This window comes from Dokdonia sp. 4H-3-7-5, from assembly GCF_000212355.1.
In the GTDB taxonomy this organism is placed as follows: Bacteria; Bacteroidota; Bacteroidia; order Flavobacteriales; family Flavobacteriaceae; genus Dokdonia.
Window position 1 is genome coordinate 2,071,432 of the sequence record NC_015496.1, and the last position, 26,743, is coordinate 2,098,174.

32 protein-coding genes are annotated in these 26,743 nt (G+C 37.4%); 26 read left to right on the forward strand and 6 right to left on the reverse strand.

All coding sequences use genetic code 11. The features are described 5' to 3' along the window. Window positions 1–136: 136 nt before the first annotated feature. From KRODI_RS09115 to KRODI_RS09140, 6 genes are all read right to left on the reverse strand, one after another. On the reverse strand, window positions 137–1,735 hold the full coding sequence (locus tag KRODI_RS09115; RefSeq protein WP_013751312.1) for a SusD/RagB family nutrient-binding outer membrane lipoprotein: 1,599 nt from the start codon (window positions 1,733–1,735) through the stop codon (window positions 137–139). A gap of 4 nt (window positions 1,736–1,739) precedes the next feature. Beyond that, on the reverse strand, window positions 1,740–4,943 hold the full coding sequence (locus KRODI_RS09120) for a SusC/RagA family TonB-linked outer membrane protein (RefSeq protein WP_013751313.1): 3,204 nt from the start codon (window positions 4,941–4,943) through the stop codon (window positions 1,740–1,742). A 461-nt stretch (window positions 4,944–5,404) separates the two neighbouring features. Beyond that, complete coding sequence (locus KRODI_RS09125; protein WP_013751314.1) at window positions 5,405–6,259, reverse strand: hypothetical protein; 855 nt, start codon at window positions 6,257–6,259, stop codon at window positions 5,405–5,407. Window positions 6,260–6,277: 18 nt separating this feature from the next. After that, window positions 6,278–7,711, reverse strand: a complete 1,434-nt coding sequence (locus tag KRODI_RS09130; protein ID WP_013751315.1) for a RagB/SusD family nutrient uptake outer membrane protein — start codon at window positions 7,709–7,711, stop codon at window positions 6,278–6,280. 13 nt (window positions 7,712–7,724) lie between these two features. Continuing rightward, window positions 7,725–10,754, reverse strand: a complete 3,030-nt coding sequence (locus KRODI_RS09135; protein ID WP_013751316.1) for a SusC/RagA family TonB-linked outer membrane protein — start codon at window positions 10,752–10,754, stop codon at window positions 7,725–7,727. 199 nt (window positions 10,755–10,953) lie between these two features. After that, window positions 10,954–12,600: a POTRA domain-containing protein gene (locus tag KRODI_RS09140; RefSeq protein ID WP_013751317.1), complete on the reverse strand. Its 1,647-nt coding sequence runs from the start codon at window positions 12,598–12,600 to the stop codon at window positions 10,954–10,956. Window positions 12,601–12,831: 231 nt separating this feature from the next. Here KRODI_RS09140 and rpsL point away from each other — a divergent pair, with 231 nt between their 5' ends. The 26 genes from rpsL (at window position 12,832) to infA (ending at window position 26,727) form a co-directional block, all read left to right on the forward strand. Next, window positions 12,832–13,206 carry a 30S ribosomal protein S12 gene (rpsL, locus tag KRODI_RS09145; protein WP_013751318.1) on the forward strand — a complete coding sequence of 125 codons (375 nt, stop codon included), beginning with the start codon at window positions 12,832–12,834 and terminating at the stop codon, window positions 13,204–13,206. A gap of 25 nt (window positions 13,207–13,231) precedes the next feature. Next, complete coding sequence (rpsG, locus tag KRODI_RS09150) at window positions 13,232–13,708, forward strand: 30S ribosomal protein S7 (protein WP_013751319.1); 477 nt, start codon at window positions 13,232–13,234, stop codon at window positions 13,706–13,708. A 3-nt stretch (window positions 13,709–13,711) separates the two neighbouring features. After that, a complete protein-coding gene (fusA, locus tag KRODI_RS09155; protein WP_013751320.1) occupies window positions 13,712–15,838 on the forward strand; it encodes an elongation factor G in 2,127 nt (708 codons plus the stop codon). An 11-nt stretch (window positions 15,839–15,849) separates the two neighbouring features. Next, entirely contained in the window at window positions 15,850–16,155 is a 306-nt protein-coding gene (gene rpsJ, locus KRODI_RS09160) for a 30S ribosomal protein S10 (protein WP_013751321.1), read from the forward strand. Window positions 16,156–16,308: 153 nt separating this feature from the next. Further along, window positions 16,309–16,920: a 50S ribosomal protein L3 gene (gene rplC / locus KRODI_RS09165; RefSeq protein WP_013751322.1), complete on the forward strand. Its 612-nt coding sequence runs from the start codon at window positions 16,309–16,311 to the stop codon at window positions 16,918–16,920. After that, window positions 16,920–17,549: a 50S ribosomal protein L4 gene (gene rplD / locus KRODI_RS09170; protein ID WP_013751323.1), complete on the forward strand. Its 630-nt coding sequence runs from the start codon at window positions 16,920–16,922 to the stop codon at window positions 17,547–17,549. The genes rplC and rplD overlap by 1 nt, the downstream gene beginning before the upstream one ends. A gap of 6 nt (window positions 17,550–17,555) precedes the next feature. Then, window positions 17,556–17,846 (forward strand): 50S ribosomal protein L23, encoded by a 291-nt coding sequence (rplW, locus tag KRODI_RS09175; RefSeq protein WP_013751324.1) that lies wholly within the window; start codon window positions 17,556–17,558, stop codon window positions 17,844–17,846. Window positions 17,847–17,855: 9 nt separating this feature from the next. Further along, on the forward strand, window positions 17,856–18,680 hold the full coding sequence (gene rplB, locus KRODI_RS09180) for a 50S ribosomal protein L2 (RefSeq protein WP_013751325.1): 825 nt from the start codon (window positions 17,856–17,858) through the stop codon (window positions 18,678–18,680). Between the two features lie 6 nt (window positions 18,681–18,686). Then, window positions 18,687–18,968, forward strand: coding sequence for a 30S ribosomal protein S19 (gene rpsS / locus KRODI_RS09185; RefSeq protein WP_013751326.1), 282 nt, complete (start codon window positions 18,687–18,689; stop codon window positions 18,966–18,968). Between the two features lie 6 nt (window positions 18,969–18,974). Next, a complete protein-coding gene (gene rplV, locus KRODI_RS09190; RefSeq protein ID WP_013751327.1) occupies window positions 18,975–19,385 on the forward strand; it encodes a 50S ribosomal protein L22 in 411 nt (136 codons plus the stop codon). A 4-nt stretch (window positions 19,386–19,389) separates the two neighbouring features. Next, window positions 19,390–20,112 carry a 30S ribosomal protein S3 gene (gene rpsC / locus KRODI_RS09195; protein WP_013751328.1) on the forward strand — a complete coding sequence of 241 codons (723 nt, stop codon included), beginning with the start codon at window positions 19,390–19,392 and terminating at the stop codon, window positions 20,110–20,112. Window positions 20,113–20,133: 21 nt separating this feature from the next. Further along, window positions 20,134–20,556, forward strand: coding sequence for a 50S ribosomal protein L16 (rplP, locus tag KRODI_RS09200; protein WP_013751329.1), 423 nt, complete (start codon window positions 20,134–20,136; stop codon window positions 20,554–20,556). Between the two features lie 11 nt (window positions 20,557–20,567). Further along, entirely contained in the window at window positions 20,568–20,756 is a 189-nt protein-coding gene (gene rpmC, locus KRODI_RS09205) for a 50S ribosomal protein L29 (protein WP_013751330.1), read from the forward strand. A gap of 11 nt (window positions 20,757–20,767) precedes the next feature. Next, on the forward strand, window positions 20,768–21,025 hold the full coding sequence (gene rpsQ / locus KRODI_RS09210; RefSeq protein WP_013751331.1) for a 30S ribosomal protein S17: 258 nt from the start codon (window positions 20,768–20,770) through the stop codon (window positions 21,023–21,025). Next, window positions 21,025–21,393: a 50S ribosomal protein L14 gene (rplN, locus tag KRODI_RS09215; protein WP_013751332.1), complete on the forward strand. Its 369-nt coding sequence runs from the start codon at window positions 21,025–21,027 to the stop codon at window positions 21,391–21,393. The genes rpsQ and rplN overlap by 1 nt, the downstream gene beginning before the upstream one ends. A 13-nt stretch (window positions 21,394–21,406) precedes the next feature. After that, window positions 21,407–21,718 (forward strand): 50S ribosomal protein L24, encoded by a 312-nt coding sequence (rplX, locus tag KRODI_RS09220; protein WP_013751333.1) that lies wholly within the window; start codon window positions 21,407–21,409, stop codon window positions 21,716–21,718. A gap of 2 nt (window positions 21,719–21,720) precedes the next feature. Further along, complete coding sequence (gene rplE / locus KRODI_RS09225) at window positions 21,721–22,272, forward strand: 50S ribosomal protein L5 (RefSeq protein ID WP_013751334.1); 552 nt, start codon at window positions 21,721–21,723, stop codon at window positions 22,270–22,272. A 3-nt stretch (window positions 22,273–22,275) separates the two neighbouring features. Next, complete coding sequence (rpsN, locus tag KRODI_RS09230; protein ID WP_013751335.1) at window positions 22,276–22,545, forward strand: 30S ribosomal protein S14; 270 nt, start codon at window positions 22,276–22,278, stop codon at window positions 22,543–22,545. 86 nt (window positions 22,546–22,631) lie between these two features. Next, entirely contained in the window at window positions 22,632–23,030 is a 399-nt protein-coding gene (gene rpsH / locus KRODI_RS09235; RefSeq protein WP_013751336.1) for a 30S ribosomal protein S8, read from the forward strand. A gap of 20 nt (window positions 23,031–23,050) precedes the next feature. Then, a complete protein-coding gene (gene rplF, locus KRODI_RS09240; RefSeq protein ID WP_013751337.1) occupies window positions 23,051–23,593 on the forward strand; it encodes a 50S ribosomal protein L6 in 543 nt (180 codons plus the stop codon). Window positions 23,594–23,604: 11 nt separating this feature from the next. Further along, window positions 23,605–23,961 carry a 50S ribosomal protein L18 gene (gene rplR, locus KRODI_RS09245; protein ID WP_013751338.1) on the forward strand — a complete coding sequence of 119 codons (357 nt, stop codon included), beginning with the start codon at window positions 23,605–23,607 and terminating at the stop codon, window positions 23,959–23,961. A 5-nt stretch (window positions 23,962–23,966) separates the two neighbouring features. Next, on the forward strand, window positions 23,967–24,491 hold the full coding sequence (gene rpsE / locus KRODI_RS09250) for a 30S ribosomal protein S5 (RefSeq protein WP_013751339.1): 525 nt from the start codon (window positions 23,967–23,969) through the stop codon (window positions 24,489–24,491). A 10-nt stretch (window positions 24,492–24,501) separates the two neighbouring features. Further along, window positions 24,502–24,681, forward strand: coding sequence for a 50S ribosomal protein L30 (gene rpmD / locus KRODI_RS09255; RefSeq protein WP_013751340.1), 180 nt, complete (start codon window positions 24,502–24,504; stop codon window positions 24,679–24,681). A gap of 12 nt (window positions 24,682–24,693) precedes the next feature. Then, window positions 24,694–25,146, forward strand: coding sequence for a 50S ribosomal protein L15 (gene rplO, locus KRODI_RS09260; RefSeq protein WP_013751341.1), 453 nt, complete (start codon window positions 24,694–24,696; stop codon window positions 25,144–25,146). 13 nt (window positions 25,147–25,159) lie between these two features. Then, window positions 25,160–26,512: a preprotein translocase subunit SecY gene (gene secY, locus KRODI_RS09265; RefSeq protein ID WP_013751342.1), complete on the forward strand. Its 1,353-nt coding sequence runs from the start codon at window positions 25,160–25,162 to the stop codon at window positions 26,510–26,512. After that, entirely contained in the window at window positions 26,512–26,727 is a 216-nt protein-coding gene (gene infA / locus KRODI_RS09270; protein ID WP_013751343.1) for a translation initiation factor IF-1, read from the forward strand. Before secY ends, infA begins: the two co-directional genes overlap by 1 nt. Window positions 26,728–26,743 lie beyond the last annotated feature (16 nt).

A 26,743-nucleotide genomic window follows, 5' to 3' on the forward strand; every position in this document is an offset into this window, starting at 1 on the left:
AATATGTCATTCTTGTTTATTTAACAATTTTAAGAAGTCATCCGCTTTTTAAGATAATGTTCACATTTTAATGAGCTCAAATAAAAAAAGGCCACTCATGATGTGAGTGGCCTTTATAAATATTAATTAGAAAAGTTTAGTTAACGTCCCAAAATAGTTTACTTATTATTAAGTCACCATTTGAGAGGTTTGCTGCAGCTGCATCTCTATTTGCACCGTTTAGAGTTTGTAATATTTGAGGATATCTCAATCTAAATGGTAAGTCAGATACAGAAGGGTCAACTGGACCAGCTTCAAAAATATAGCTTTCAACTCTGTTTTCAGGGGCTAAACCATCAATCTGTTCTTGTGGTAGGTCAACAGTTTCGTTTACTTGAACAAGAATGTTAGGGAAACCAGTTCTTCTATATTCTGTATAAGCTTGATGCGCTTGCATGTATAATGCAATATATTTTTGATTTAAAACATTTGCTTGATTTGCCGGAGGTAGGTTACCCACAAATGTTGCTATATCTGCAGCAGGAACTCCCCACTTTTCCATACTTGCTGTTACACCGTTCTCATAGTTCGCTTGCGCGAAACCGTTTCTTTCAGAGATTAAGAACTGAACTTCGGCATATTCCATTAGTATCTCGCGATAATCTGGCTTAATCACATTACTACTTGGATACGAATATGTTGTTCTATCTAAGAAGTTAGTATTTCTGAATGCATACGGTACTCCTAAATAATCATCATAGTCCATAGTTACTGCAGCAGTTCCAGACTTTACATCTTCAATGTCAACAGAAATTGGCACTGCCATTTGGAATAATCTTGGATCTTGATCAAAGTTTCCTCTTTCACCTTTAAGTAGTTCTACAAAAGGAGCAGCTACAGCAAAGTCAGTTCTTGTAAGAAATGCTCCCCATAATGGAGACGAGTTTGCATCTGCAGTATCATAGGCTTGTGAAGCATTATCATCATTTGATGTCATAACTCCGCTAGCAACTGCTGCATCAAAGGCAGTCTGATATGAACCCGCATCAACACCTTTGATAGTTGTAGCAACTCTTAAAATAAGTGAATTAGCAAATTTTTTCCACTTTGTTGCATCTCCATTGAAAATGTTATCGCCATTGGTAAATACAACTTCACCTTCATTAATCATGTCTGCAGATTCTCTAAGCTCTTTAAGTATATCTGTGTAAATATCCTCTTGAGCTGCAAAAACAGGGGTGAAGTTTCCAGCTTCTAATTGTGCTGCTTGAAACGTTTCATTGTCAGAACCGTATGAATAGTAAGGCACATCTCCAAAGAAATTTGTTAATTCATAAAACATGTAAGCTAGCATGATACGCGAAGCGGCAATTTGATTATCATTATTTCCAGACGCTGCTGCAGTACCCCTCGTTTCTTCATTAGTATTTAAATCTAAAATAGCTTTGAAGTCTGTCATCGTCAAATACGTATTGTTGTAAATTGATTCTGCAGTTGTTTCACGGTATAGAAATCTATCTTCATCAGCATAGGCTGTTTGTCCCCAGTACTGCATCCAAGGCAACGTAAGGCGACCTTCATTAAATCCACTTCTTGAGAAATCAGTAAAAGATTTGGTTGCACTTGCAAAAATATTTGCAGTAGGAACCACCTCTGGTTGATTAGGATTGATATTTAGCTCAACTAGGTCATCGGAGCATGATGTAAATGCACCAGCGATGACTAGCATCATAATTATAAAAAATTTAGTTTTCATTTTTTTAAAATTTTAATTGTACGTTAAAACCGTAGCTCTTTGTTGATGGAAGAGATCCTCCTTCAGAACCTTGAATGTTACCACTACCTGATGTAGCCACTTCTGGATCAAAATTATCATTGTCTAATCCCCAAACACCTAAATTTCTACCAAATGCTGAAACCATGACGTCAGATACTCCAAGATTTTTAATCCAATCAGTAGGTACTCTATAGCTTAGAGATACTTCTCTTAATTTAATATAATCTGCATCAAAAACGTTTGCTGCATCTGGTCCAAAGAAGTAATCAGTACCCTCTTGTTGAGCAGAGATCACTTGTGTATTTTCAGCGGTGTCTGTAACACTATAATTCCCGTTTTCATCATAGGTTACTGTTCCTGTTACTCCTTCTAAAACAGTTCCCACTTCACGTTTATTATCTGTAGCTGTTTGTTCTAGAATTCCAGAGTAGTTACCCCAAATATTTGTAAGGGATCTGTACTTTCCTCCCTCTTGTATATCAATTAGAAATCCTAAGCTGAGATTTTTGTAACGGAAAGTATTTCTAATACCTAAATTAAAGTCTGGTAAAATAGATCCTAAGTTTTCTTGATCTCTAGTTTCAGCAAAGCTACCGTTTGAGTTTACTACTTTGTTGCCTTGAGCATCAAACACGAAATTTGTTCCTTTTATAATACCATATGATTCGCCTACAACTGCGTTTAATGTAACAGAGTTAAAAGGGAAACGTGCAATTTGAAGAGATTCAATTCCATCCAATAGCTCTATCAGTTCATTGTTGTTTTTAGAAAAGTTAAAAGTGGTGTCCCAAGAAAAATCTTCTTTTTCAATAATAGTTGCATTTAATAATGCTTCTATACCTCTATTTCGTAATGTACCTCCATTTGTTAGAGTAGCAGTATACCCCGTTGCGGCGGTTGTTGAAACTGGGGTAATTAGATTTGTTGTTTCTTCATTATAGTAAGTTAAATCTATACTTATTCTATTTTGTAGAAATGCCATTTCTAAACCAACCTCATAACTGTTTTTGAATTCTGGTTCAAGATTTGGGTTTTGGCTAGTATTGGAAGTGCTAAAAGGGACATCTCCTAAGAAAGGGATTGATGCACCAAATGTTGTTGCTAATGTGTAAGGATCTGAATCACTACCAACCTCGGCATAACCTCCACGAATCTTACCAAAAGAAAGCCAATCTGCTTCTATAAATTTAGAAAATACAAAACTACCGTTGATACTTGGATAAAAGAATGATAGGTTATCTTCTGCTAATGATGATGACCAATCATTTCTACCTGTAAACGTCAAATATGCAAAATCATCATACCCTAAAGAAACAGATCCAAAGACACTATTTACACGTTTTCTAGAATCAAATTCTGTTACTTGTGCAGGATCTGTAGAGTTGCTTATGTTGTAAAGTCCTGGTACAACGAGACCTCCAGAGGTTGCAGCAGAAAGTCTGTGAAATTCTGCATCTCTTCTATTAACACCAGCAAAAGAGTTGAGACTTATTTTATTGTCTAGAAATTTCTTGTCGAAGTGAACTCTGGTTTCATAATTAATTTCTTCAAAGTCACGATCAGATTCTGAATAACTTGCAATACCTTGAGAACCAACAGCTACACGTTCATTGATTCTAAAATCATACGTGTCTGCATATACTTTCCCTACAACATATAAGTCATCAGTGATATTATAAGTTGCTCCTACATTTCCGTACCAGCGAGTACGTTTGTCATTTGCAGTGTTTTCAAATAATGTCCAGTATGGATTGTCTGAATATCTTGGATTTCCGTTTGTAGCAGAAATTCTATTCCAAGGTCTTTGAGAACCGTCAGCTAGTTTGTAATCTCTTAGGCGACCGTAGTCAAGAGAAGTCTGTCCAAATTGATATAACTGCTGTACAACACCCGCACCAGTATAACCAGAAGCGGGTCTGTTGAATCCTTCTGTAACGGTTAGGTTCACAATAGCTTCAACTTTTAATTTATCAGATATCTGACTAGTGGCATTAAAATTAATAGAGTTTTTTCTCAAGTTAGAATTTGGAACAATACCATCAGTTCTAGTATTGTTAGCACTCAAACGCATTGTTGATTTATCTGTTCCTTGTGAGAATGAAACTCCATTGTTATAAGATACTCCAGTGTTCCAGAATGAATCTACATTGTTTTTAGGAGCAGACCATGCACGAGTTTGAAGAAAATCATCTTCAAATTCAGGGTCAAACGCATCCCAGTGTAATACTTGTTGCCCTTCAAATCGAGGTCCCCAAGATTCATCAGTTCCATAATCTACTACGTCATACGTAGTACCATTAATAGTCGCTTGATTGAATCCGGCTTGACCTATAGTACTAGCATCTCCAGCGCCACCACCGTATAATTTTTGGATTTTAGGAAGGATGTTTACCGTTTCAAAAGTAATTCCAGAGTTTACTGTTACCTCTGCTCTTCCTTTTTTTCCTGACTTCGTTGTTATAAGAATCACACCGTTAAGAGCACGAGATCCATAGAGAGCGGCAGCTGGTCCACCTTTTAGTACATTCATTGTAGCAATATCATCCGGATTAATATCAAATCCAGCGTCACCATAATCTCTACCACCTCCACCAGATTGGGTAGTTGAAGAGTTATAATTACTATTATCTAATGGGATACCATCCACTACAATAAGTGGTCTGTTTTCACCTGTAATAGATGATGCTCCACGAATTACTACTCGTGTTGAGCCTCCAAGGTTACCCGTAGCATTAGAAATTTGTACACCCGCTACTTTACCCGAGATTGAGTTAAGTGCATTTGGATTTCTAGTTTCAGCAATTTCCTCACCAGACACTTCTTGAGTAGAATACCCTAAGGATTTCTTTTCTCTAGAAATACCTAAGGCAGTAATCACAACCTCATCAAGAGCATCTCCTGCAGCTAGTGTCACATTAATAGTAGAAGAAGTACCTACCAATATAGTTTGGTCAGTAAAACCTACATAAGTAAAAACAAGAGATTGTCCTTGTTCTGCTTCAATTGAGTAATTACCGTCAAAATCTGTTTGTGTACCTGTGTTAGTTCCTTTCAAAAGAACATTTGCTCCTGGAAGTGGTACGCCGGTGTCGTCTTTCACCGTTCCAGTCACTGTTAATTGTGCAAACGAAACTTGCACTACAAACGCTAGTAATAGCGTTAAAATTCCACTAAACTTTGTTTTCATTTTTATAAATTATTTGAATTAGCCGTTCCAAATAAAGTCATAAAGAAACCTAATTAATACGCTTTTAACGAAATTGGGAATGCCTTAACAAAAACGCAATAATTATAAATCTTGTTTAACATATTGAAGTGTTAAGTAGTTCTTAATGAAGACTTATGTTTCTTAAAATTTAACAAGTCAATATTTAATTATAAGATTTGTTTAACAAGTCGATCTGAAACTTTCTTGAACTTTGATAGCTCAATTTCGACTTGTTGAAAGTCGTTTTGAGAATTTAGAATTTCAAATGTTTAATACCTTTATATACGATGTTAGAAGGAAGTATGTAGAAAATTATATGTTGTTCTTAGAACTAATTAATTAATGTTTCGCTTTCGCGAAAGCGATTTCCAAAAAATAAAAAAAGGCTATCTAAATATTTAGATAGCCTTTTTAAGATAATTAGATTTTATTAAATCAAATTATTGTTTTTCAATGATAAAAGCAAATGATCCAAAACTTCCTGCATCAACAGTATGTCGAAGACCTGAGAATTGAATTTGGTTAATACAAGTAAGTGCAATACCTGTTCCATCGACTCTACCTTGACCAAATCCGCAGCCAAAGTTATCACAGTGCCATGCGTCTTGACGTGCAATTCTTGAAACTCCTGAACTTGGATCTATCTCTATAATCACATTATAACTTTGTGCACCTCCATCGTTTGGATTTGGGTGATCAAATGGGTTAACCATAGTGTATTCATTTGCACCAGGTCCAGCGATAAGTTCAAATGTATTATCGCCAACAGTAGTTCCAAAACCATCCTCGATTATAGTATAAGTACCAGGGATATTATCAGTTTCTACCGAAGGACACTGAATAGTAAGAGATATATTAAGACGATCCTCGCTCTCAGTAAGTATCTCTGACGCCTCTACAGATACAAGATCTAAAGCGATAATGTCAGATGTACTTGGTAAATCAGAAGTACCGATAGTAGTAATTGTAATGTCTGTTGTAAATGAACCAGCAGCAATTACAGGATTGAGTGTGCTTATCTCATAAAAAGATGAAGGAAGGGTAGTGTCGTCTTCATTAAGACTAAGCACTACAGCTCTATCTACATTTGATACTGTTGAAACTCCAACTGTGATAGTGTTCTCAAAATTTTGAGAAGGGTCAAAAACTATTTTAGGATTAGAAATAGCTCCGTTAAAGCCAGCTATTGCTCTACCGTTTTCTGTGTCCACTTGAGGAATTTCTGCGTCCTCACATGAAGTAAGAGTCATAAATCCTACTAGTAAACTAGCTGCGATATATTTTAATTTATTCATTATAAATATGTTTTAAGATTAGTAACCCTCGTTTTGAGTGTAATTTGGATTTACATTGATCTCATCTTGAGGAATTGGTAACTGGAATCTAAAGTTTCCAGCTTCGATAGTTTGAGTTGTGTGAGGAGTACCAGATCCATCAGATAAATCTCCAAAAGTACCTCTTTCAATAGCTTCACCACGTCTCTTAAGATCGTAAAAACGGTGACCTTCAAAAGCAAGTTCAATTCTTCTATTTAATTGGATAGCATCTTCAAGATCTTGTCCAGTCTCTGTTCCAATTGTGAAAGGCGAGAATCGTTGAGCTCTTAGTTCATCCAATGTTTCAAGAGCATCACCTTCAAAACCTAATTCAAATTGAGCCTCAGCTTTGTTTAAAATAGCTTCTGCTACTCTCAATGCTTTAATATCAACGCGACCGTTTACTTGACCAGTTTCTCCAATAAATTTATTTATACCGTTGTATGTATTTCCTTCATTTGAGGCAGTGAATGTAATAATATTTCTACGCACATCTGTTATGTCAAGGTCGTTAAAAAGACCAAAATCAACAACGTATTCAGATACTGTAGATCCAGATATAGTTTGGCTATAGATAACACCTACGTTATTAAAACCACTTTCAGAACCTGTGTTCACAGCAAACTCTACAAGAAGACCTGCATCATTTTCATCTAAATAAACACCTGGAAGTTCAGCTCTAGTAGCCAAAGGTGCTGTGATGTCATCAACAATGTCAATAACATTTTGATAAGCCCCAGTGTATAAATAAACACGACTTAACATTCCGCGAACAGAGTTTTTAGTGAATGCTCCAGTTTGGTTTTCGTCATCAATAAGAGCTAGTGCATCAGTAAGGTCTGTAATTATATTTTCATAGTTACTTCCTACTGTTTCTCTGGCTAATTGACTTAAAGCATCTACAGGTTCTTTTATGTAAGTAATACCAAGTGATGCATTTGCATCTGCACTTTGAGTAGGTATTTTACCATAAGTACGCACAAGGTCTAGGTGAGCAAAAGCTCTACCAGCTAGGGCTTGTCCAAGAATATTATCTCTTTCAGCCTCTCCATCAATATTCTCAATTTGAGTAATCATCAAGTTTGCTCTACGAATAGTAGTATATGCACCGTTGAAAACGTTTGTGATGTAACCACCATTATTTGCTCCGTAAGTGAAGTCAGAATAAACTTGATTTGATCCTCTTCCAGTTCTAGCTATAATTGCGTTATCCGAAAGAATGTCTGGAAGTCCTTGAACTCCAGATCCATTTGAATAGTACCCAAAGAATGAACTATACATTCCATTAAGAGCAATCTCAAAATTATTTACACTATTGTAAAAAGTATCTGCATCTCCTTGAGTAAAGGGTGCGATATCTAATTCATCATCACAAGACGTAAGTCCTAGAGTCATGATGAAAATTGTAAGTATCGTTTTTATTGTTTTCATATTTTATTTTATTTTAAAATCCGATGTCAACACCAAATGTAAGTGACTTAGTTTGTGGGTAGCTAAAAAGAGAAAACTGTCCAGCAACGAATCCAGCGTTACCAGGTGCGCTATTTTCAGCAGAACCAATACCGATTTCTGGATCTCCTTCATAGTCAGTGAACGTTAGTAAGTTTTGTCCAGTTCCATAAATTCTTACAGAAGAAAGTCCTGTTTTGTCAAGAAGTTGGCTAGGGATATCATAAGAAAGAGTTAACGTTCTTAGTCTCACATAATCACCTTTTTCTAAAAATCTTGTAGAAGTCTGATCAGCTGTTGCTTGATATAGAGGGTTTGGAAGAACATTTTGATCTCCTGGTTGTTGCCAGTAATTAAATGCCTCTACTCTTTGGTTAGCGTCAATATTAGCGATGCTTACACCTGCAGATCTTTGGAAGTTTTGTATGTAGTTTCCAGCTTTGAATACGAAATCACCACGTAAACCAAAACCTTTGTAACGAATATTTCCATAAAATCCACCTTCAATGTTTGCAAGTGGTGACTTACCTTCTAATGTCTTAGCAAAATCTGCACTGTATTGATTTGTTACATCTCCATCAGCAGTAAGATAAAGCGGCTCACCATTTGCAGGATTAACTCCAGCATACTCAACTAAAAAGAAAGTGTTGATTTCCTCGCCTACACGTAATATTGTATTCCCATTGTTGATGTCTTCTCCATCTACAAGTTCTTTAACTTCGTTATCAAGGAAAGCAACATTACCTCCTAAAGAAACTCTCCAGTCTTCAGTTTTAATGGCATCAAAATTTAAAGCAAGTTCAAGTCCTGAGTTTTCAATTTTACCAATATTAGATAAAATTCCATTGTTTCCGTCTCCTACAAGTCCTGAGATAGGTCTGTTTAATAATAAGTCTTCAGATGTTTTAACATAGTAATCTACAACACCACTTATACGGTTGTTAAATAAACCGAATTCAACTCCAATATCTGCAAGGAATTGTTGTTCCCATTTAATATTTGGATTTGCAATGCCTCCTGGTACTGCAGAACTGTTTCCGTTGTACGTTCCAAAGCCAATAAGGTTAACAAACTGATTATTGCCTATATTTTGGTTACCTGAACTACCATAAGAAGCTCTAAGTTTTAGGTCGTTAAAAATACTGCCTTCCATAAAATCTTCCCTAGCAATGTTCCATGCTGCACTTCCACTGTAGAAAATGGCATTTTGATTTTCAGGGCCAAAACGAGATGATCCATCATTTCTTACCGAAGCAGAAACAAGATATTTACCATCATAATCATAATCAACGAAAAGTCCTTGTGAGAATAAACTATTACGTACTTCTGTAGATCCACCAGTAGTAAAATCTGCTGCTACATCTAAGAAAGGAATGTCTGGAGTTGGAAATCCTCTACCAGAAACATTTGTGCGAGTGAAAATTCTTTCATTGTATTCTAAAAGAAAATCGGCACTAATATTATGCTTTTCTCCAAATGTATCTTTGTATCCAAAAACATTACTTACGTTATATTGAAAATCTACATTCATAGATTCTCTTTGAGTACCAGGGAAATTTACATCACCAACGATTGGATCTAGTGTTCCTCCAGCAATTGATCTAGCAACAGTACGGCCTCTGTTAGTAGTTGTACCTACTGCAAATCTATTAGAGAATTTGTCAGAAAACTTTATATCGGCAAAGATATTACCTACAAGTAAAAAGTTTGTGTTAGTTTCCGGCTCTGTTTGTAGTGCTTGAGCAATAGGGAAACCAGAGGTTGTAGGGTTAAAGACTGGTTCACCATCTGCATTTGTTACAACCTCGTTGTTTCCATCTCTTAAGAAGAGAGTTTCATAAGGGTTGTAGTCATACATTGATCTAAAAGGGTTTTGAACATTGTTACGATCCCTTGGTAAATCTGTTGTGCTTCTAGATGCAGATATGTTTGTACCTACAGATAGCCATTCTCTAGCTTGATATGTTGTATTAAGACGAGCAGAAATTCTTTCAAAACCATCAATACGATCAATGATACCTGTGTTTTTGTCGTAACCTAGCGATAAGAAATAGTTGATTTTTTCATCAGCCCCAGATATAGCTAGGGAATTAGATTGAATATAACCTTTTCTTAATAATGCATCTTCCCAATTCGTGTCATTTTCGATAAATGTAGCTAACTGTTCTGGTGTTGCTGTAGCTCCTGGAAGTCCTAAAGCCTGAGGTACACCAAGTTCTGCATATTGTCTTTCAAGCTCTAGTTTTTGACTAGCATTCATTAGATCAAATGGATCGGCAATTCTCTCACTAGTTCCAATAGAAGATCTAAAAACAAACTTAGCGTCTTTGCTTCTACCTCTTTTTGTTGTGATTAAGATAACCCCGTTAGCACCTCTTGAACCATATTTAGATACCGTCGCAGCATCCTTAAGTATAGTTAGCGTTTCTATATCGTTAGGGTTAATGTTATTCACGAAATCAGCCTCAATTGGCGCTCCGTCAATTACATATAAAGGAGTTGTTGCGGCGTTTATAGAACCGACACCACGAATCTGAACAAATGCAGTTTGACCTGGTCGTCCATTTGCAGCGGTTACCTGTACTCCGGCAGCTTTACCTTGAAGAATGTTATCTACACTCGTAGATGGTACAAAATCTTCAATTGATCCAGCACTTACTGTTGTTGTAGCTGCTGTAGATAAATCTCTTGAACGACTTCCGTAACCAGTAATAACAACCTCCGCTAGAGAGTTATCGGCTTCAAGTGTAGCGTTGATCGAGTTTTGATTACCAACTTGAATGTCTAAAGTTTTAAATCCAACGTAACTAAAAGAAAGAACATCACTAGATGCTGCTTCAATAGAAAAGTTTCCGTCAAAATCCGTTTGAGTACCTGTAGAGGTACCTTTGATTACCACTGTCGCACCTGGAAGTGGTCCATTAGCCTCAGTTACCGTACCCGTAATGATACGACCCTGTGCAAACAGGGCGGAGGCACTTAAAATAGTACAAAGAACAAGTACTTTTTGTAAAAGTGTTTTCATAAAAAAATTTGTTTATTTCTAGCAAAAATCTGTAATAAGATTATTTAGATCACAACCTTTTTTGTTAAAAGAATTAAGATAAATTAACTTTAACTTATCGTTAACGTAGGTTTATGAAATCAGCACTTAAATTTTAACCTAATAAGCTTTGATTAGTCTGTTCTATTGCATAAATGTCAACTATTGTTTTATCGTTTTTCTAAAAATTTATCTCCAATATAATATGAAGTTTTGTGTCTGAAAACTTAAGTCGTTGATTATCAAATAGGCCGTTTGCAATATTCAATTTGAGCAAACCTGCTTTCGTCTGAATGCCAGTACCTAAGCCAAATCCGTACAGTCTTTGTTTTGATTCGGCTAATTTATTTTCTAGATAACCTATGTCAATTATGGTGTTGACATAGATATTTTTGTTGAGCTTATATCGGTACTCGGTATTTAGAGTGTTATAAAAATTTGCCAGTAGACTATTTTCCTCAAATCCTCTTAGTGTTAAAATTCCTCCAAAACGATAAAGCTCGTTAGTTAAGAAATTGTTAGAGATTAAATATCGTGTGGTGTTTTTGGCAAATATGGAGTGAGAGTTGCTTAGAGTGAAAGTATTTTCTATAATAGCTGTTAAAGAAGTTTGCGTGTTTGAGTTTCTAGTAGTTTTTCTATTTCCGTACGAAGCTTTGGCGTATAGTTGTCTTTTTATAGGAAAAAATAAATCTGACGATAGTTCTTGATGTGCGAACGATGAAGAAATTTTGTTTGACGCATAATCTTTTGGGCTTGCTAATGAAGTTATAGTGTCGTCATCTAAGTTTTCGGATTGTTCAGATTCGTATCCTATAGTTAGTGTATTTTTCTGGTTGAGTTGGTAAACTAAATCTAAGTTTTGTTGAGTTGTAGAAAACGTACTGTCTTTTCTAAAAAGATTGAGAGATGCCCCTATTCCTATGGGTGTTTTAAATAGATAGGGAAGGTTGGCGTTTATGTAGAGTTGTGATTGATCCCGGCCATCTGCTTTATAATTTAGAGTGAAAGTTTCTCCATAATTGAAGTTGTTGATTAATAGTAGGTCCAGATACCCATTAAAACGGAGTGATTTGGCTTCATCGTTTGCAAACCCTATAAACCCATCAAATTTATTTGCATTTTCCCGTTTTAAATAAAGGTAGACGGTTGTGCTGTCGATATTGAACAGAGCTTCTGGTGGTTTTGTTTGGTTAACAAATGGAAGTAAAGATATAGCGTTGCTTTGTTTGTTGATTTTTTCACTATTGAATATAGCCCCTTCTTTTAGTTTTATATTATGTCTTAAAAAGCTTTTAGAAATATTACGGTAACCGTTAATTCTGATTTTGTCAATGCGTCTAGTTTCTTTAAAGCTATAGTTAAGTACTCCTTTAAGATTATGGTCCTTTGTTTTTGAGATGTTTGATATTTGGAAAGTTGCAAAAGGGTTTCCGCTGCTTGAGGCTATGGAGCTCAACTCTTTTAAATACGCTTTCGCGAAAGCGGTCTCTATATATATGCTGTCATTTTTAATTTCATAACCAGTTTGCTTTATATGGCTATATAACTTGCCCTCATCTTTTACCTTCAATGTAATGAAAGGGTAGGGTTTTTCTAAAATGAATGTCGCATTATATAAGTTATCATTCTGGGTGGTTAACGTGTATCTACTGTTTATGTGTCCCAAATTACGAAGTTGGTCGTTTAGGTTTTCGAGTTCATCAAGTGCGGACTGTCTGTCTTTAAATGTAGTCTTATAGTTTGTATTGTTTAGAATGACAGATTCTGATGGAATGCTAGTTTTGATTTCTAAATGAATATTCACGTCACTTTTCTGTGCAGACATATGTTGTCTGACAAAGAAAATAATTAAAAGTATAGAGAGTAGTTTCAAGTAGTTTCTTTAGTGTTGTTTTTAAACGAATTTAGAATTACGAAAGTATGTTAGTTTTTTGGTATTCAGAACTTTTTCTAAATTTTAATGAAAGGGGGTTTGATGGTTAGTAAATTATTCTTACTTTTGCAAACCCTAAATTTGGGTAGATTAAGAAAATTAACAATTAGGTAGAAAGAAATTATGCCAACAATTTCACAATTAGTACGTAAAGGAAGAACCAAGATTACCAAGAAGAGTAAATCTGCTGCCCTTGAATCGTGCCCACAACGACGTGGCGTATGTACTCGTGTTTACACGACTACACCTAAAAAACCAAACTCGGCTATGCGTAAAGTTGCGCGTGTTCGTTTAACAAATGGTAAAGAGGTGAATGCATACATCGGTGGTGAAGGACACAATTTACAAGAGCACTCGATAGTATTGGTAAGAGGTGGAAGGGTAAAAGATTTGCCAGGAGTTAGATATCACATTGTACGTGGAGCCTTAGACACCGCTGGTGTTGCAGGAAGAACGCAATCAAGATCTAAGTACGGTGCAAAACGCCCTAAGAAGTAAATCAACAACACTTTAAGAAGAAGTAATGAGAAAAAAACAGGCCAAGAAGAGACCAATTCTTCCAGATCCGAAATTTAACGATCAGTTAGTGACTCGTTTCGTTAACATGATGATGTGGAGCGGTAAGAAGTCTACTGCATTCAAAGTTTTTTATGATGCAATTGATATCGTAGAAGAAAAAAACACAAACGAAGAGAAAACTGCTCTTGAATTGTGGAAAGATGCTTTATCTAATGTGATGCCACACGTAGAAGTACGTAGTCGTCGTGTAGGAGGGGCAACATATCAGATCCCAAACCAAATCCGCCCAGATCGTAAGATCTCGACGGCTATGAAGTGGTTAATTAGTTTTTCTCGTAAGAGAAATGAGAAATCAATGGCTGCAAAACTTGCAGCAGAAATTCTTGCTGCTGCAAAGGAGGAAGGTGCTGCTGTAAAGAAGCGTGTTGATACACACAAGATGGCAGAAGCAAACAAAGCATTCTCACACTTTAGATTCTAAGAAATGGCTAGAGACTTAAAATTTACTAGAAATATAGGTATTGCAGCTCACATTGATGCTGGAAAAACTACGACTACAGAGCGTATCCTTTATTATACAGGTGTAAGTCACAAGATTGGTGAAGTGCATGATGGTGCTGCAACAATGGACTGGATGGAGCAAGAGCAGGAGCGTGGTATTACAATTACCTCTGCTGCTACTACTTGTACTTGGAAGTTTCCAATGGAGAACGCGCAAACGCTTCCTGATACTAAGGACTACCACTTTAATATTATAGATACTCCTGGTCACGTTGATTTTACTGTAGAGGTGAATCGTTCTTTACGTGTACTTGATGGTTTAGTGTTTTTGTTTAGTGCTGTTGATGGTGTTGAGCCACAATCAGAAACTAACTGGAGACTTGCAGATAATTACAAAGTGCCACGTATCGGTTTTGTAAATAAAATGGACCGTCAAGGTTCAAACTTCTTAGAGGTTTGTACTCAGGTTAAGGAAATGTTAGGTTCAAATGCTGTGCCTATCGTTCTTAACATAGGTGACGAAGAAGATTTTAAAGGAATTGTCGATCTTGTTAAGAACCGTGCTATTGTTTGGCATGAAGAAGGAATGGGGGCAACATTTGATGTTGTTGATATTCCAGAAAACTTAAAAGAAGAAGCAAGAATGCTTCGTGGTAAACTTATTGAAGAAGTTGCTGCGTATGATGAAAACTTGCTAGAAAAATATATGGAAGATGAGGATTCAATTACAGAAGATGAAGTGCACGCTGCGCTTCGTGCTGCTGTGATGGATATGTCTATCATTCCTATGATCTGTGGATCTGCATTTAAGAATAAAGGAGTTCAATTCCTTCTTGATGCTGTCTGTCGTTACTTACCTTCTCCTATGGATAAGGAAGGTATCGTAGGTGTAAACCCAGATACAGAAAAAGAAGAATTACGTAAGCCAGATGTAAAGGAGCCTTTTGCTGCACTTGCATTTAAAATTGCAACAGATCCTTTTGTAGGGCGTCTTGCATTTTTTAGGGCGTACTCAGGCCGTTTAGATGCTGGATCTTATGTATTAAACAATCGTTCTGGTAAAAAAGAACGTATCTCACGTATATATCAAATGCACGCTAACAAGCAAAATGCAATTGATTATATAGAAGCTGGAGATATTGGAGCAGCTGTAGGTTTTAAGTCTATTAAGACTGGAGATACACTTTCTGATGAGAAGCACCCTATTGTTTTAGAATCTATGGACTTCCCAGATCCGGTAATCGGTATCGCGGTTGAGCCTAAGACTAAGGCAGATGTAGATAAATTAGGAATGGGCTTAGCAAAACTTGCTGAAGAAGATCCTACGTTTACAGTGCGTTCAGACGAGGCTTCAGGTCAAACTATTATATCAGGAATGGGTGAGCTTCACTTAGATGTAATTGTAGACCGTTTAAGAAGAGAATTTAAAGTAGAGGTTAACCAAGGTCAACCACAAGTTGAGTATAAGGAAGCAATTACAAGAGCTGCAGAACACAGAGAAACTTACAAAAAGCAATCTGGTGGACGTGGTAAATTTGCTGACATCGTATTTACAATTGAGCCTGCAGACGAAGGTGTTGTAGGATTGCAATTTGAATCAGTAATTAAGGGTGGTAACGTTCCTAAGGAATTTATTCCGTCTATTGAGAAAGGATTCAAAATGGCAATGGTAAACGGACCTCTTGCTGGTTATGAAGTAGATGCAATTAAAGTAACATTGAGAGATGGATCTTACCACGATGTGGATTCTGATCAACTTTCTTTTGAGCTTGCTGCTAAGCTTGGATTCAAAAACTCTGCAAAAGCTGCCAAAGCTGTTATTATGGAGCCTATCATGAAGCTTGAGGTGATTACACCAGAAGAGAACATGGGTGATATTGTAGGAGATTTGAACCGTCGTCGTGGTCAAATGGCAAGTATGGGTGACCGTGCTGGTGCAAAGACTATCAAGGCAACAGTGCCACTTTCTGAGATGTTTGGTTATGTAACAACTTTACGTACGCTATCATCTGGACGTGCAACTTCTACTATGGAATTTTCTCACTACGAGGAAACTCCTGCAAATATTGCAGCAGAAGTTATTGCAGCATCTAAAGGTACAAACGATTAATTACTAAGGAAATGAGTCAAAAAATTAGAATTAAACTAAAATCTTACGATCACAACTTAGTAGATAAAAGTGCTGAGAAAATTGTAAGAACTGTGAAGACAACAGGAGCTGTAGTAACAGGGCCTATTCCTCTTCCAACACATAAGAAAATTTTTACTGTATTACGTTCTCCACACGTAAACAAGAAATCACGTGAGCAGTTTGAGCTTAGCTCTTACAAGCGTTTGCTTGATATCTATTCTTCTTCATCAAAGACTATTGATGCCTTGATGAAATTAGAGTTACCATCTGGAGTAGAGGTAGAAATTAAGGTGTGATAGGTTTTTACGCTTTCGCGAAAGCGTATTAATTACCACACTAATTTGTCCTGAGCTGCGTGCGAGGGAAAAACGGAAACACACATTCAAGGTCGAACGTGTTCGGCCTTGTTTTATTTAGAATAGAATTTTTAATAACAAATATTTATAATTATGTCTGGGTTAATCGGAAAGAAAGTAGGTATGACTAGCATCTTTGACGAGAATGGAAAAAACATTCCATGTACCGTTATCGAAGCAGGTCCCTGCGTTATCACCCAAGTCAGAACCAAAGAAGCTGACGGGTATGAAGCCCTTCAACTTGGTTTCGATGACGCTAAGAAGGCAAACAAAGCTGCTGCTGGCCATGCCAAAAAAGCAGGAACTGTTGCTAAGCGTAAAGTTGTCGAATTTCAAGGATTTGAAGGAGAGTTTAAATTAGGAGATGCAATTACTGTAGATCATTTTGCTGAAGGAGAATTTGTCGATGTATCGGGAACTTCAAAAGGTAAAGGTTTTCAAGGAGTTGTAAAGCGTCACGGTTTCCGTGGTGTTGGACAAGCTACTCACGGTCAACATAACCGTCTTAGAGCGCCAGGTTCAATTGGGGCAGCATCTTACCCTGCACGTGTATTCAAAGGAATGCGTATGGCAGGTCGTATGGGTGGTGACAAAATAAAAGTTCAAAATCTTAAAGTATTGAAAGTAGTTGCTGAAAAGAATCTACTTGTAGTGAAGGGATGTGTTCCTGGTCACAAAAATGCTTATGTAATCATTCAGAAGTAATGAAGATAGCAGTTGTAGATATCAAAGGAAAAGAAACAGGGAGAAAGGCAGACCTTTCTGATGCTGTTTTTGGAATTGAACCAAACAAGCATGCTGTGTATTTAGATGTTAAGCAATTTCTTGCAAACCAACGTCAAGGAACGCACAAGTCTAAAGAAAGAGCAGAGATTGCGGGTTCTACTCGTAAGATCAAGAAACAAAAAGGAACTGGTACAGCCCGTGCGGGTAGTATCAAGTCTGGTGTTTTTAGAGGGGGAGGACGTATGTTCGGACCAAGACCTAGAAATTACTCTTTCAAATTAAACAAAGGATTGAAGAGACTTGCACGTCGTTCGGCACTTACAATTAAGGCTAACGATAACGCAATCACTGTAATAGAAGATTTTAATCTAGACGCTCCAAAAACGAAAGATTTTGTGAATGTTTTGAAAGCCTTAGGGTTAGAGAATAAAAAGTCACTTATAGTGTTGGGAGAGTCAAATAATAACGTATATTTGTCGTCGCGCAATTTAAAGACCGCTAAAGTCGTAAAAAGCTCAGAATTAAGCACTTACGGAATAATGAATGCAAACAACGTTGTGTTCTTAGAGGGGTCTTTAGAAGGTGTTGAAGCAAATTTAGCAAAATAAGACACGATGAGTATTTTAATAAAGCCTGTTATTACAGAAAAAGCAACAAAAGATAGCGAGGAAATGAATCGTTTTACTTTTGAAGTGAGTATGAGAACAAATAAGGTTGAAATTAAGAAAGCGGTAGAAGCTGCTTATGGTGTTTCAGTTGAAAAAGTTCGCACAATGAATGTCCGCCCGGATCGCAAGTCTCGTCATACGAAGTCTGGTGTTCTTACTGGTAAAACAAATGCTATTAAAAAAGCAATTGTACAGCTGGCGGAAGGTGATACAATAGATTTTTATAACAACATTTAAGACAACAAAATGTCAGTAAGAAAATTAAAACCTATCACTCCAGGGCAGCGATTTAGAGTTGTAAATGGTTTCGACCAGATTACGACTGATAAGCCGGAAAAAAGCCTATTGGCTCCGAAAAAACGCTCAGGAGGTAGAAATAATACGGGTAAGATGACCATACGCCAAGTTGGTGGAGGTCACAAAAAACGTTACCGTATTATCGATTTTAAACGTAACAAAGAAGGAGTTCCTGCAACTGTTGCGTCAATCCAATATGATCCAAATAGAACGGCGTTTATTGCTCTTCTTGATTATCAAGATGGTGAGAAGCGTTATATTATCGCTCAGAATGGTTTGCAAGTTGGTCAGAACTTAGTTTCTGGTGCAAGCGTAGCTCCTGAGATTGGTAATGCTATGCCGCTTTCGGCGATTCCTTTGGGAACTATAATATCTTGTATTGAGTTACGTCCAGGTCAAGGTGCTGTTATGGCGCGTTCGGCTGGTTCATTTGCTCAGTTAATGGCTCGTGATGGTAAGTTTGCTACGGTAAAACTTCCTTCTGGAGAGACAAGATTAATCTTATCAACGTGTATGGCAACAATAGGTGCTGTATCTAATAGTGATCACCAGTTACTTGTATCTGGTAAAGCTGGTAGAAGTCGTTGGTTAGGTCGTCGTCCACGTGTACGTCCAGTAGTTATGAACCCTGTCGATCACCCAATGGGAGGTGGAGAAGGTAAATCTTCTGGAGGTCACCCTAGAAACCGTAATGGTGTACCTGCTAAAGGTTACAGAACGCGTTCTAAGACGAAGTCGAGTAATAAGTATATTGTAGAACGTAGAAAGAAATAATAAGATATGGCACGTTCATTAAAAAAAGGACCTTACGTTCACTATAAGTTAGAAAAGAAAGTTGCTGCAAACGTGGAAGGCGATAAAAAGACTGTCATCAAGACTTGGTCTAGAGCTTCTATGATTACTCCAGATTTTGTGGGGCAAACTATTGCAGTACATAATGGTCGCCAGTTTGTACCAGTATATGTTACTGAGAACATGGTAGGGCATAAGCTAGGAGAATTTTCACCTACGCGCTCTTACAGAGGGCACGGAGCTGATAAGAAAAATAAAGGTAAAAGATAACAGGAGATGGGAGTTCGTAAAAAAGAAGCGGCTAATCGTCGCAAAGAGGCTAATAAGTCTATCGCTTTCGCGAAATTGAATAACTGCCCTACCTCTCCGCGTAAAATGCGTCTTGTAGCAGATATGGTACGAGGTACGCAAGTGGAGAGAGCACTTCAGTTGTTGAAATTTAGTAATAAAGAAGCGTCACGTAAAGTTGAGAAACTTGTTCTTTCTGCAGTTGCAAACTGGGAAGCTAAGAATGAAGATGCTAGTATCGAAGATGCTAATCTTTTTATTAAAGAGATCAAAGTTGATTCTGGAACAATGTTGAAAAGACTACGTCCAGCACCACAAGGTCGCGCGCACAGAATTAGAAAACGTTCTAATCACGTAACAGTGATTCTTGGAGCAAAAGATAACACACAAAGCAATTAATTAGATGGGACAGAAGACAAATCCAATCGGAAATCGCCTTGGAATAATCAGAGGATGGGAATCTAACTGGTACGGAGGTAATGACTACGGTGATAAACTTGCCGAAGACGATAAGATTAGACGTTATATTCACGCTCGTTTAAGCAAAGCTAGTGTGTCTAGAGTTATAATTGAGCGTACGCTTAAACTTGTAACCGTTACTATTACTACTGCAAGACCTGGTATTATTATCGGGAAAGGTGGTCAGGAAGTAGACAAGTTGAAAGAAGAGCTTAAGAAACTCACAGGTAAAGAAGTACAAATTAATATCCACGAGATTAAACGTCCAGAGCTTGATGCATTTCTGGTAGGTCAAAGTGTTGCTCGTCAGATTGAAGGAAGAATTTCTTTCCGTCGTGCAATAAAAATGGCAATCGCAGCAGCGATGCGTATGAATGCAGAGGGTATTAAAATCCAAATTTCTGGACGTTTGAATGGTGCTGAAATGGCACGTTCGGAGTCGTATAAAGATGGACGTATTCCTTTATCTACTTTTAGAGCCGACATAGATTATGCTTTAGTTGAAGCTCACACTACTTATGGTAGATTGGGTATTAAAGTATGGATTATGAAAGGTGAAGTATATGGCAAGAGAGAACTTTCTCCTTTAGTAGGGCTGCAGAATAGCAAGTCTGGAAAAGGTGGTGGAGGTCGTAAGGACAACCGTGGGCCACGTCGTAGAAAGTAATTTTTAAAAAGACAGTAAAAAATGTTACAGCCTAGAAAAACAAAATTCCGCAAGCAGCAGAAGGGTCGTATGAAAGGACTAGCTAATAGAGGGCATTTGCTTTCTAACGGTCAGTTCGGTATAAAATCACTCGATTCATCTTTTGTAACTGCGAGACAAATAGAAGCAGCTCGTATAGCAGCAACACGTTACATGAAAAGAGAGGGAACTCTTTGGATTAAGATCTTCCCAGATAAGCCTATTACTAAGAAGCCTTTAGAGGTACGTATGGGTAAAGGTAAAGGTGCTGTAGAATATTGGGCAGCAGTTGTAAAACCAGGACGCATTATGTTCGAATTAGGAGGGGTTCCAGAACCAGTAGCAAAAGAGGCGTTACGTCTTGCAGCTCAAAAACTTCCAGTAAGAACTAAGTATGTCGTAGCTAGAGATTTTTCAGCTGAATAAATTATAGTACTATGAAACAATCAGAGGTAAAAGGATTATCTGTAGCAGAATTGCAAGAAGAGCTTGGAAAAGCAAAAAGATCTTACATGGATCTTAAGATGGCGCACGCTATCTCTCCACTTGACAATCCTATTCAACTGCGTTCTATGAGACGTACAGTCGCTAGAATTGCAACTGAATTAACTAAAAGAGAACAATAACGCTGCTTAAGATGGAAAAAAGAAATTTAAGAAAAGAGCGTGTCGGTGTAGTAACTAGTAACAAGATGCAAAAGTCTATCGTTGTTGCCGAAGTTAAAAAAGTAAAGCACCCTATGTATGGTAAATTCGTTTTAAAGACGAAGAAGTATGTAGCACACGACGAAACAAACGACTGCAACGAAGGAGATACAGTTAGGATCATGGAAACACGTCCTATGAGTAAATCAAAGACTTGGAGACTAGTAGAAATCATTGAAAGAGCGAAGTAATGTTACAGCAAGAATCAAGATTAAAAGTAGCAGATAATACCGGAGCAAAAGAAGTTTTGACTATCCGTGTATTAGGAGGTACTAAGAGAAGATATGCTTCTGTAGGAGATAAGATTGTAGTGTCTGTAAAAGATGCTACACCTAACGGTCAAATTAAAAAAGGTGCCGTATCTACAGCAGTAGTTGTACGTACTAAGAAAGAAGTACGTCGTCCAGATGGATCATATATCCGTTTTGATGATAATGCTTGTGTTCTTTTAAATGCTCAAGGTGAGATGCGCGGTACTCGTGTATTTGGACCAGTAGCAAGAGAGCTTCGTGACAAACAGTTTATGAAGATTGTATCATTAGCACCAGAGGTGCTTTAATACAGACAATAAGATGACAAAGCTTAAAATAAAAACGGGAGATACAGTTAAGGTTATTGCTGGAGATCATAAAGGGTCTGAAGGTAAAGTCGTAAAAGTATTTATCGAGAAGAACAAAGCAATCGTTGAGGGTGTTAACATGGTGAAGAAGCACGAAAAGCCAAGCGCCGCAAATCCTCAAGGTGGAATTAAAGAAAAAGAAGCGCCACTTCAAATTTCTAACTTATCTTTGATGGATAAGGATGGTAAGACTACGAGAGTAGGTTACCGTATGGAAGGAGATAAGAAGGTACGCTTTGCAAAGTCTAACAACGAAATATTATAGTGATGGGATACGTACCAAGACTAAAACAAGAGTTTAAAGACCGCGTAACGCCAGCCCTTCAAGAAGAGTTTGGTTACAAAAATATTATGCAGGTACCTCGTCTTAATAAGATTGTAGTATCTCGTGGTGTTGGAGCTGCGGTTGCAGATAAGAAGCTTGTAGAAAATGCTGTTGAGGAGCTTACGCTTATCACAGGACAGAGAGCTATCTCGACAATGTCTAAGAAGGATGTTGCGACATTTAAATTACGTAAAGGAATGCCTATTGGTGCCAAAGTTACTTTACGTGGAGAACGTATGTATGAGTTTTTAGATAGACTTGTTACTTCTGCACTACCACGTGTACGTGACTTTAACGGAATCAATGCTACTGGTTTTGATGGTCGTGGTAACTACAGTATGGGAGTTACAGAGCAGATTATCTTTCCTGAAATCAATATTGATAGAATCAAGAAAATAGATGGTATGAACATCACTTTTCAAACTTCTGCTCAAACTGATAAGGAGGCAAAATCATTACTTGCAGAACTAGGTTTACCTTTTAAAAAGAATTAAGATATGGCTAAAGAATCAATGAAAGCCCGTGAGGTAAAGCGTGCTAAAACAGTTGCAAAATATGCTGAGAAACGTAAGGCTTTAAAAGAAGCTGGAGATTACGAAGGATTGCAAAAGTTACCTAAGAACGCTTCACCTATACGTCAGCACAATCGTTGCAAACTTACAGGTCGTCCTAAGGGTTATATGCGTCAGTTCGGATTATCACGTGTGATGTTCCGTCAAATGGCAAACCAAGGATTAATACCAGGAGTTAAGAAAGCGAGCTGGTAATACAAAGAGTATAAATTGGTAGAAGGTTCTTTTTATGCTTTCGCGAAAGCGAGACTAGAGAAAACCACTACCGTAACTATAATTAAATGAATACAGATACTATTGCAGATTTCCTGACACGTGTGCGTAACGCATCGGCAGCAAATCACAGAGTGGTCGAGATTCCAGCATCAAACCTTAAGAAGGCGATGACTAAAATCTTATTTGACCAAGGGTACATTCTTAGCTACAAGTTTGAAGAAGGTAAGGCGCAGGATACTATCAAGATTGCCTTGAAGTATGATCGTATTACTAAAGAAGCTGTTATTAAGGATATACAAAGAATAAGTAAGCCTGGTTTACGTAAATATTCTTCATCAACAGAGATACCTCGTATATTGAATGGACTGGGAATTGCTATTGTTTCAACTTCTAAAGGAGTTATGACAGGTAAGCAAGCGGCTCAACACAATGTTGGAGGAGAGGTACTTTGTTACGTTTACTAATCAGATAAAAAGACAACAAGATGTCAAGAATAGGTAGAAGCCCAATTACAGTTCCAGATGGTGTTACGGTAAACGTAGCAGACGGTATTGTAACGGTAAAAGGAAAATTAGGCGAGCTTACGCAAGAGTACTCTGGTATAGATATTAAAATCGAAGACGGAACTATTACTCTTGAGCGTGACTCAGATAAGAAGGATGTTCGTGCAAAGCACGGACTATACAGGTCTTTGATTGCAAACATGATTGAAGGTGTATCTAAAGGTTTTGAAAAGAAATTAGAACTTGTAGGTGTAGGTTATAGAGCAAGTAACCAAGGTAATAAGCTTGATCTTGCCGTAGGATTTTCTCACAATATAGTTTTGGATATCGCTCCAGAAGTAAAAGTGGAAACAGTTTCTGATAAAGGAAAAAATCCTATTATTAAACTTACTTCACATGATAAACAACTTGTAGGGCAAGTAGCTGCAAAAATACGCGGTTTTCGTAGACCAGAGCCTTATAAAGGTAAAGGTATCAAGTTTGTAGGAGAGATAATTAGAAGAAAAGCAGGTAAATCTGCATAATACATAGAGAAATGGCATTATCAAAAAGTGAAAAAAGAAATAGAATTCATCTTAGAATTCGTAAGACTATTTCTGGATCTGCGGAGAGACCAAGACTCTGTGTGTTTAGAAGTAATAAAGAGATTTATGCTCAGTTAGTAGATGACCTTACGGGGAAAACTATTATGGCAGCATCGTCACGTGATAAAGATATCGCAGCTGCAAAATCAAGTAAGACTGAAACTGCAAAGCTTGTAGGTAAGGCAATCGCTGAAAAAGCTACAAAATCTGGAGTAGAGGCTGTAGTATTTGACAGAGGTGGTTACTTATATCACGGAAGAATTAAACAACTAGCAGAGGGCGCAAGAGAAGGCGGTCTTAAATTCTAAGAAGTATGTATCAAGATTATAAAAACGTAGAGTTAGTAAAACCATCTGGGTTAGATCTTAAAGATCGTTTAGTTGGTGTACAGCGTGTTACTAAGGTAACTAAAGGAGGTAGAGCTTTTGGATTTTCTGCTATTGTTGTAGTAGGTGATGAGAATGGAGTAGTAGGTCACGGTTTAGGAAAGTCTAAAGAAGTAGCTTCTGCAATTGCAAAGGCTATGGAAGATGCTAAGAAAAACTTAGTTCGTATTCCATTAAATAAAGCAACTATACCTCACGAACAGAAAGGTAAATTTGGAGGAGCTCGTGTACTTTTATTACCTGCAGCAGCGGGTACTGGAGTTATCGCGGGTGGTGCAATACGTGCAGTACTTGAGTCAGTTGGTATACATGATGTACTATCAAAGAATCAAGGATCTTCAAACCCACATAACGTAGTAAAGGCAACTTTTGATGCTTTACTTAAGTTAAGAAGTGCTGAAACTGTTGCAAAGCAACGTGGTATCACACTAGATAAAGTGTTTAAAGGATAAATCAAGGACAATGGCAAAAATCAAAGTAACAAAGGTTAAGAGTGCAATAAACCGCACTCAAAACCAAAAGAGAATCTTAGAATCTCTTGGATTGAGAAAAATAGGCCAGGTAAAGGTGCATGATAATACACCTAACATCCTTGGTATGGTAAGTAAAGTTAGTCACTTAGTTTCTGTAGAGGAAGCTTAATATAAATAACAGATGGAGTTAAATAACTTAAGGCCTGCAAAAGGAGCTGTTAAGAAAAACGATAGCCGTAAAGGTCGTGGTCAGGCAACTGGTCAAGGTGGTACGGCTGGTCGTGGACACAAAGGACAGAAGTCTCGTTCAGGATACAGTAAGAAAATTGGTTTTGAAGGAGGGCAAATGCCACTTCAACGTCGTGTTCCTAAATTTGGATTTACAAATATCAACAGAAAAGAGTATGCGGGTGTAAACCTTGATACGCTACAAGAGTATGTTGATGCTGGACGCCTGACAGAAGAAGTATCCATAGAATCTCTTATGGAAGCTGGATTAGTTGGTAAAAACGATCTAGTGAAAATATTAGGTAGAGGAGAGCTTAAAGCGAAAATTAAAGTATCTGCACATAAATTTACTGCAACTGCAAAGGCTGCTGTTGAAGCTGCTGGCGGTGAAGCTGTAACGTTATAATCGATATAAGAGGATGAAATTTATAGATACAATAAAGAATATCTGGAAGATTGATGAGCTAAGGAATAGAATACTCCTTACGCTCACACTTCTCCTCGTATATCGTTTTGGTGCTCAAGTAGTACTTCCTGGTATAGATGCTTCACAACTTGGGGGTCTTCAGGATAGTACGGACCAAGGTTTGTTAGGTCTTCTAGCTGCATTTACAGGTGGTGCATTTTCTAATGCATCAGTTTTTGCGTTGGGGATTATGCCGTATATATCTGCTTCTATTGTAGTGCAGTTGATGGGAATAGCAATACCTTATCTGCAGAAGCTACAAAAGGAGGGTGAAAGTGGACGACGAAAAATCAACCAAATAACTAGATGGTTAACTATTGCAATCTGTTTATTACAGGCGCCAGGATATCTCGCTGCGTTACCTGCATTAGGAGTTCCTTCTAGTGCTTTTGTAATGGGTTTAACACCTACATTCTATATATCATCTGTATTTATTTTAGTTACAGGTTGTGTTTTTGCTATGTGGTTAGGTGAAAAGATTACAGATAAAGGTATCGGTAATGGTATTTCACTTTTAATTATGGTGGGTATTATTGCAACAATGCCTATATCATTTGTACAAGAATGGGTAGCTCGTGTTACTGAGTCAAACGGTGGTTTAATCATGATACTCATAGAGTTAGTGATTTGGTTTGTGATAATCTTGTTGTGTATTTTACTTGTTATGGCAGTACGTCAAGTGCCGGTTTCATATGCAAGAAGAACAGCGACTGGAGCCTATGAAAAAAATGTTTTTGGTAGTAGACAATTTTTACCACTAAAACTTAACGCTTCTGGGGTAATGCCTATTATCTTTGCGCAGGCAATTATGTTTGTTCCTGGGTTGATAGGTGGTGCAAGTTTCTTGGCAGATACCACTGCTGGAACTTGGTTACAAACCAACTTCGGGAATAATATTTTTGGTTTTTGGTACAACCTTGTGTTTGCATTATTGATTATTGTTTTTACATATTTCTATACAGCAATCACGGTGCCTACTAATAAAATGGCTGATGATTTAAAACGTAGTGGTGGCTTTATAGCTGGCATACGTCCAGGATCTGAAACTGCTGAATATTTAGATAGAATAATGTCGCAGATTACTCTTCCGGGTTCTGTGTTTCTTGCTCTTATCGCTATATTTCCTGCAGTAGCAGTTAATGTATTAGGTATGCAACAAGGATGGGCATTGTTTTATGGAGGTACATCACTATTAATTATGGTTGGTGTAGCTATAGATACTATGCAACAAGTAAATTCTTATCTTTTGAATAAGCACTACGATGGTCTTATGAAATCAGGTAAAAACAGAAAAGCAGTAGCATAATGGCAAAGCAAGCAGCAATAGAACAAGATGGATCTATAATCGAAGCATTGTCTAATGCAATGTTTAGAGTAGAGTTAGAAAACGGTCACGTTGTGACAGCGCATATCTCAGGTAAAATGCGTATGCACTATATCAAATTATTACCTGGGGATAAAGTAAAATTAGAAATGAGTCCTTACGATTTATCAAAGGCTCGTATAACTTACCGCTATTAAGCGGAAAAAAGCTGGA

Excerpts from the sequence above, each read along its gene's own strand:
- KRODI_RS09140 (WP_013751317.1), bottom strand. The coding sequence starts at position 12,600 with ATGTCTGCACAGAAAAGTGACGTGAATATTCATTTAGAAATCAAAACT.
- rplW (WP_013751324.1), top strand. The coding sequence starts at position 17,556 with ATGAGTATTTTAATAAAGCCTGTTATTACAGAAAAAGCAACAAAAGAT.
- rpsL (WP_013751318.1), top strand. The coding sequence starts at position 12,832 with ATGCCAACAATTTCACAATTAGTACGTAAAGGAAGAACCAAGATTACC.
- rpsN (WP_013751335.1), top strand. The coding sequence starts at position 22,276 with ATGGCTAAAGAATCAATGAAAGCCCGTGAGGTAAAGCGTGCTAAAACA.
- KRODI_RS09135 (WP_013751316.1), bottom strand. The coding sequence starts at position 10,754 with ATGAAAACACTTTTACAAAAAGTACTTGTTCTTTGTACTATTTTAAGT.
- KRODI_RS09130 (WP_013751315.1), bottom strand. The coding sequence starts at position 7,711 with ATGAAAACAATAAAAACGATACTTACAATTTTCATCATGACTCTAGGA.
- rplE (WP_013751334.1), top strand. The coding sequence starts at position 21,721 with ATGGGATACGTACCAAGACTAAAACAAGAGTTTAAAGACCGCGTAACG.
- rpsG (WP_013751319.1), top strand. The coding sequence starts at position 13,232 with ATGAGAAAAAAACAGGCCAAGAAGAGACCAATTCTTCCAGATCCGAAA.
- rplX (WP_013751333.1), top strand. The coding sequence starts at position 21,407 with ATGACAAAGCTTAAAATAAAAACGGGAGATACAGTTAAGGTTATTGCT.
- KRODI_RS09120 (WP_013751313.1), bottom strand. The coding sequence starts at position 4,943 with ATGAAAACAAAGTTTAGTGGAATTTTAACGCTATTACTAGCGTTTGTA.
- rplC (WP_013751322.1), top strand. The coding sequence starts at position 16,309 with ATGTCTGGGTTAATCGGAAAGAAAGTAGGTATGACTAGCATCTTTGAC.
- infA (WP_013751343.1), top strand. The coding sequence starts at position 26,512 with ATGGCAAAGCAAGCAGCAATAGAACAAGATGGATCTATAATCGAAGCA.
- rpsE (WP_013751339.1), top strand. The coding sequence starts at position 23,967 with ATGTATCAAGATTATAAAAACGTAGAGTTAGTAAAACCATCTGGGTTA.
- rplV (WP_013751327.1), top strand. The coding sequence starts at position 18,975 with ATGGGAGTTCGTAAAAAAGAAGCGGCTAATCGTCGCAAAGAGGCTAAT.
- rplN (WP_013751332.1), top strand. The coding sequence starts at position 21,025 with ATGTTACAGCAAGAATCAAGATTAAAAGTAGCAGATAATACCGGAGCA.
- rplB (WP_013751325.1), top strand. The coding sequence starts at position 17,856 with ATGTCAGTAAGAAAATTAAAACCTATCACTCCAGGGCAGCGATTTAGA.
- rpmD (WP_013751340.1), top strand. The coding sequence starts at position 24,502 with ATGGCAAAAATCAAAGTAACAAAGGTTAAGAGTGCAATAAACCGCACT.
- rplO (WP_013751341.1), top strand. The coding sequence starts at position 24,694 with ATGGAGTTAAATAACTTAAGGCCTGCAAAAGGAGCTGTTAAGAAAAAC.
- rpsJ (WP_013751321.1), top strand. The coding sequence starts at position 15,850 with ATGAGTCAAAAAATTAGAATTAAACTAAAATCTTACGATCACAACTTA.
- rpsS (WP_013751326.1), top strand. The coding sequence starts at position 18,687 with ATGGCACGTTCATTAAAAAAAGGACCTTACGTTCACTATAAGTTAGAA.
- rpsH (WP_013751336.1), top strand. The coding sequence starts at position 22,632 with ATGAATACAGATACTATTGCAGATTTCCTGACACGTGTGCGTAACGCA.
- rplR (WP_013751338.1), top strand. The coding sequence starts at position 23,605 with ATGGCATTATCAAAAAGTGAAAAAAGAAATAGAATTCATCTTAGAATT.
- KRODI_RS09115 (WP_013751312.1), bottom strand. The coding sequence starts at position 1,735 with ATGAAAACTAAATTTTTTATAATTATGATGCTAGTCATCGCTGGTGCA.
- rplP (WP_013751329.1), top strand. The coding sequence starts at position 20,134 with ATGTTACAGCCTAGAAAAACAAAATTCCGCAAGCAGCAGAAGGGTCGT.
- rplF (WP_013751337.1), top strand. The coding sequence starts at position 23,051 with ATGTCAAGAATAGGTAGAAGCCCAATTACAGTTCCAGATGGTGTTACG.
- rpmC (WP_013751330.1), top strand. The coding sequence starts at position 20,568 with ATGAAACAATCAGAGGTAAAAGGATTATCTGTAGCAGAATTGCAAGAA.
- rpsQ (WP_013751331.1), top strand. The coding sequence starts at position 20,768 with ATGGAAAAAAGAAATTTAAGAAAAGAGCGTGTCGGTGTAGTAACTAGT.
- KRODI_RS09125 (WP_013751314.1), bottom strand. The coding sequence starts at position 6,259 with ATGAATAAATTAAAATATATCGCAGCTAGTTTACTAGTAGGATTTATG.
- fusA (WP_013751320.1), top strand. The coding sequence starts at position 13,712 with ATGGCTAGAGACTTAAAATTTACTAGAAATATAGGTATTGCAGCTCAC.
- secY (WP_013751342.1), top strand. The coding sequence starts at position 25,160 with ATGAAATTTATAGATACAATAAAGAATATCTGGAAGATTGATGAGCTA.
- rpsC (WP_013751328.1), top strand. The coding sequence starts at position 19,390 with ATGGGACAGAAGACAAATCCAATCGGAAATCGCCTTGGAATAATCAGA.
- rplD (WP_013751323.1), top strand. The coding sequence starts at position 16,920 with ATGAAGATAGCAGTTGTAGATATCAAAGGAAAAGAAACAGGGAGAAAG.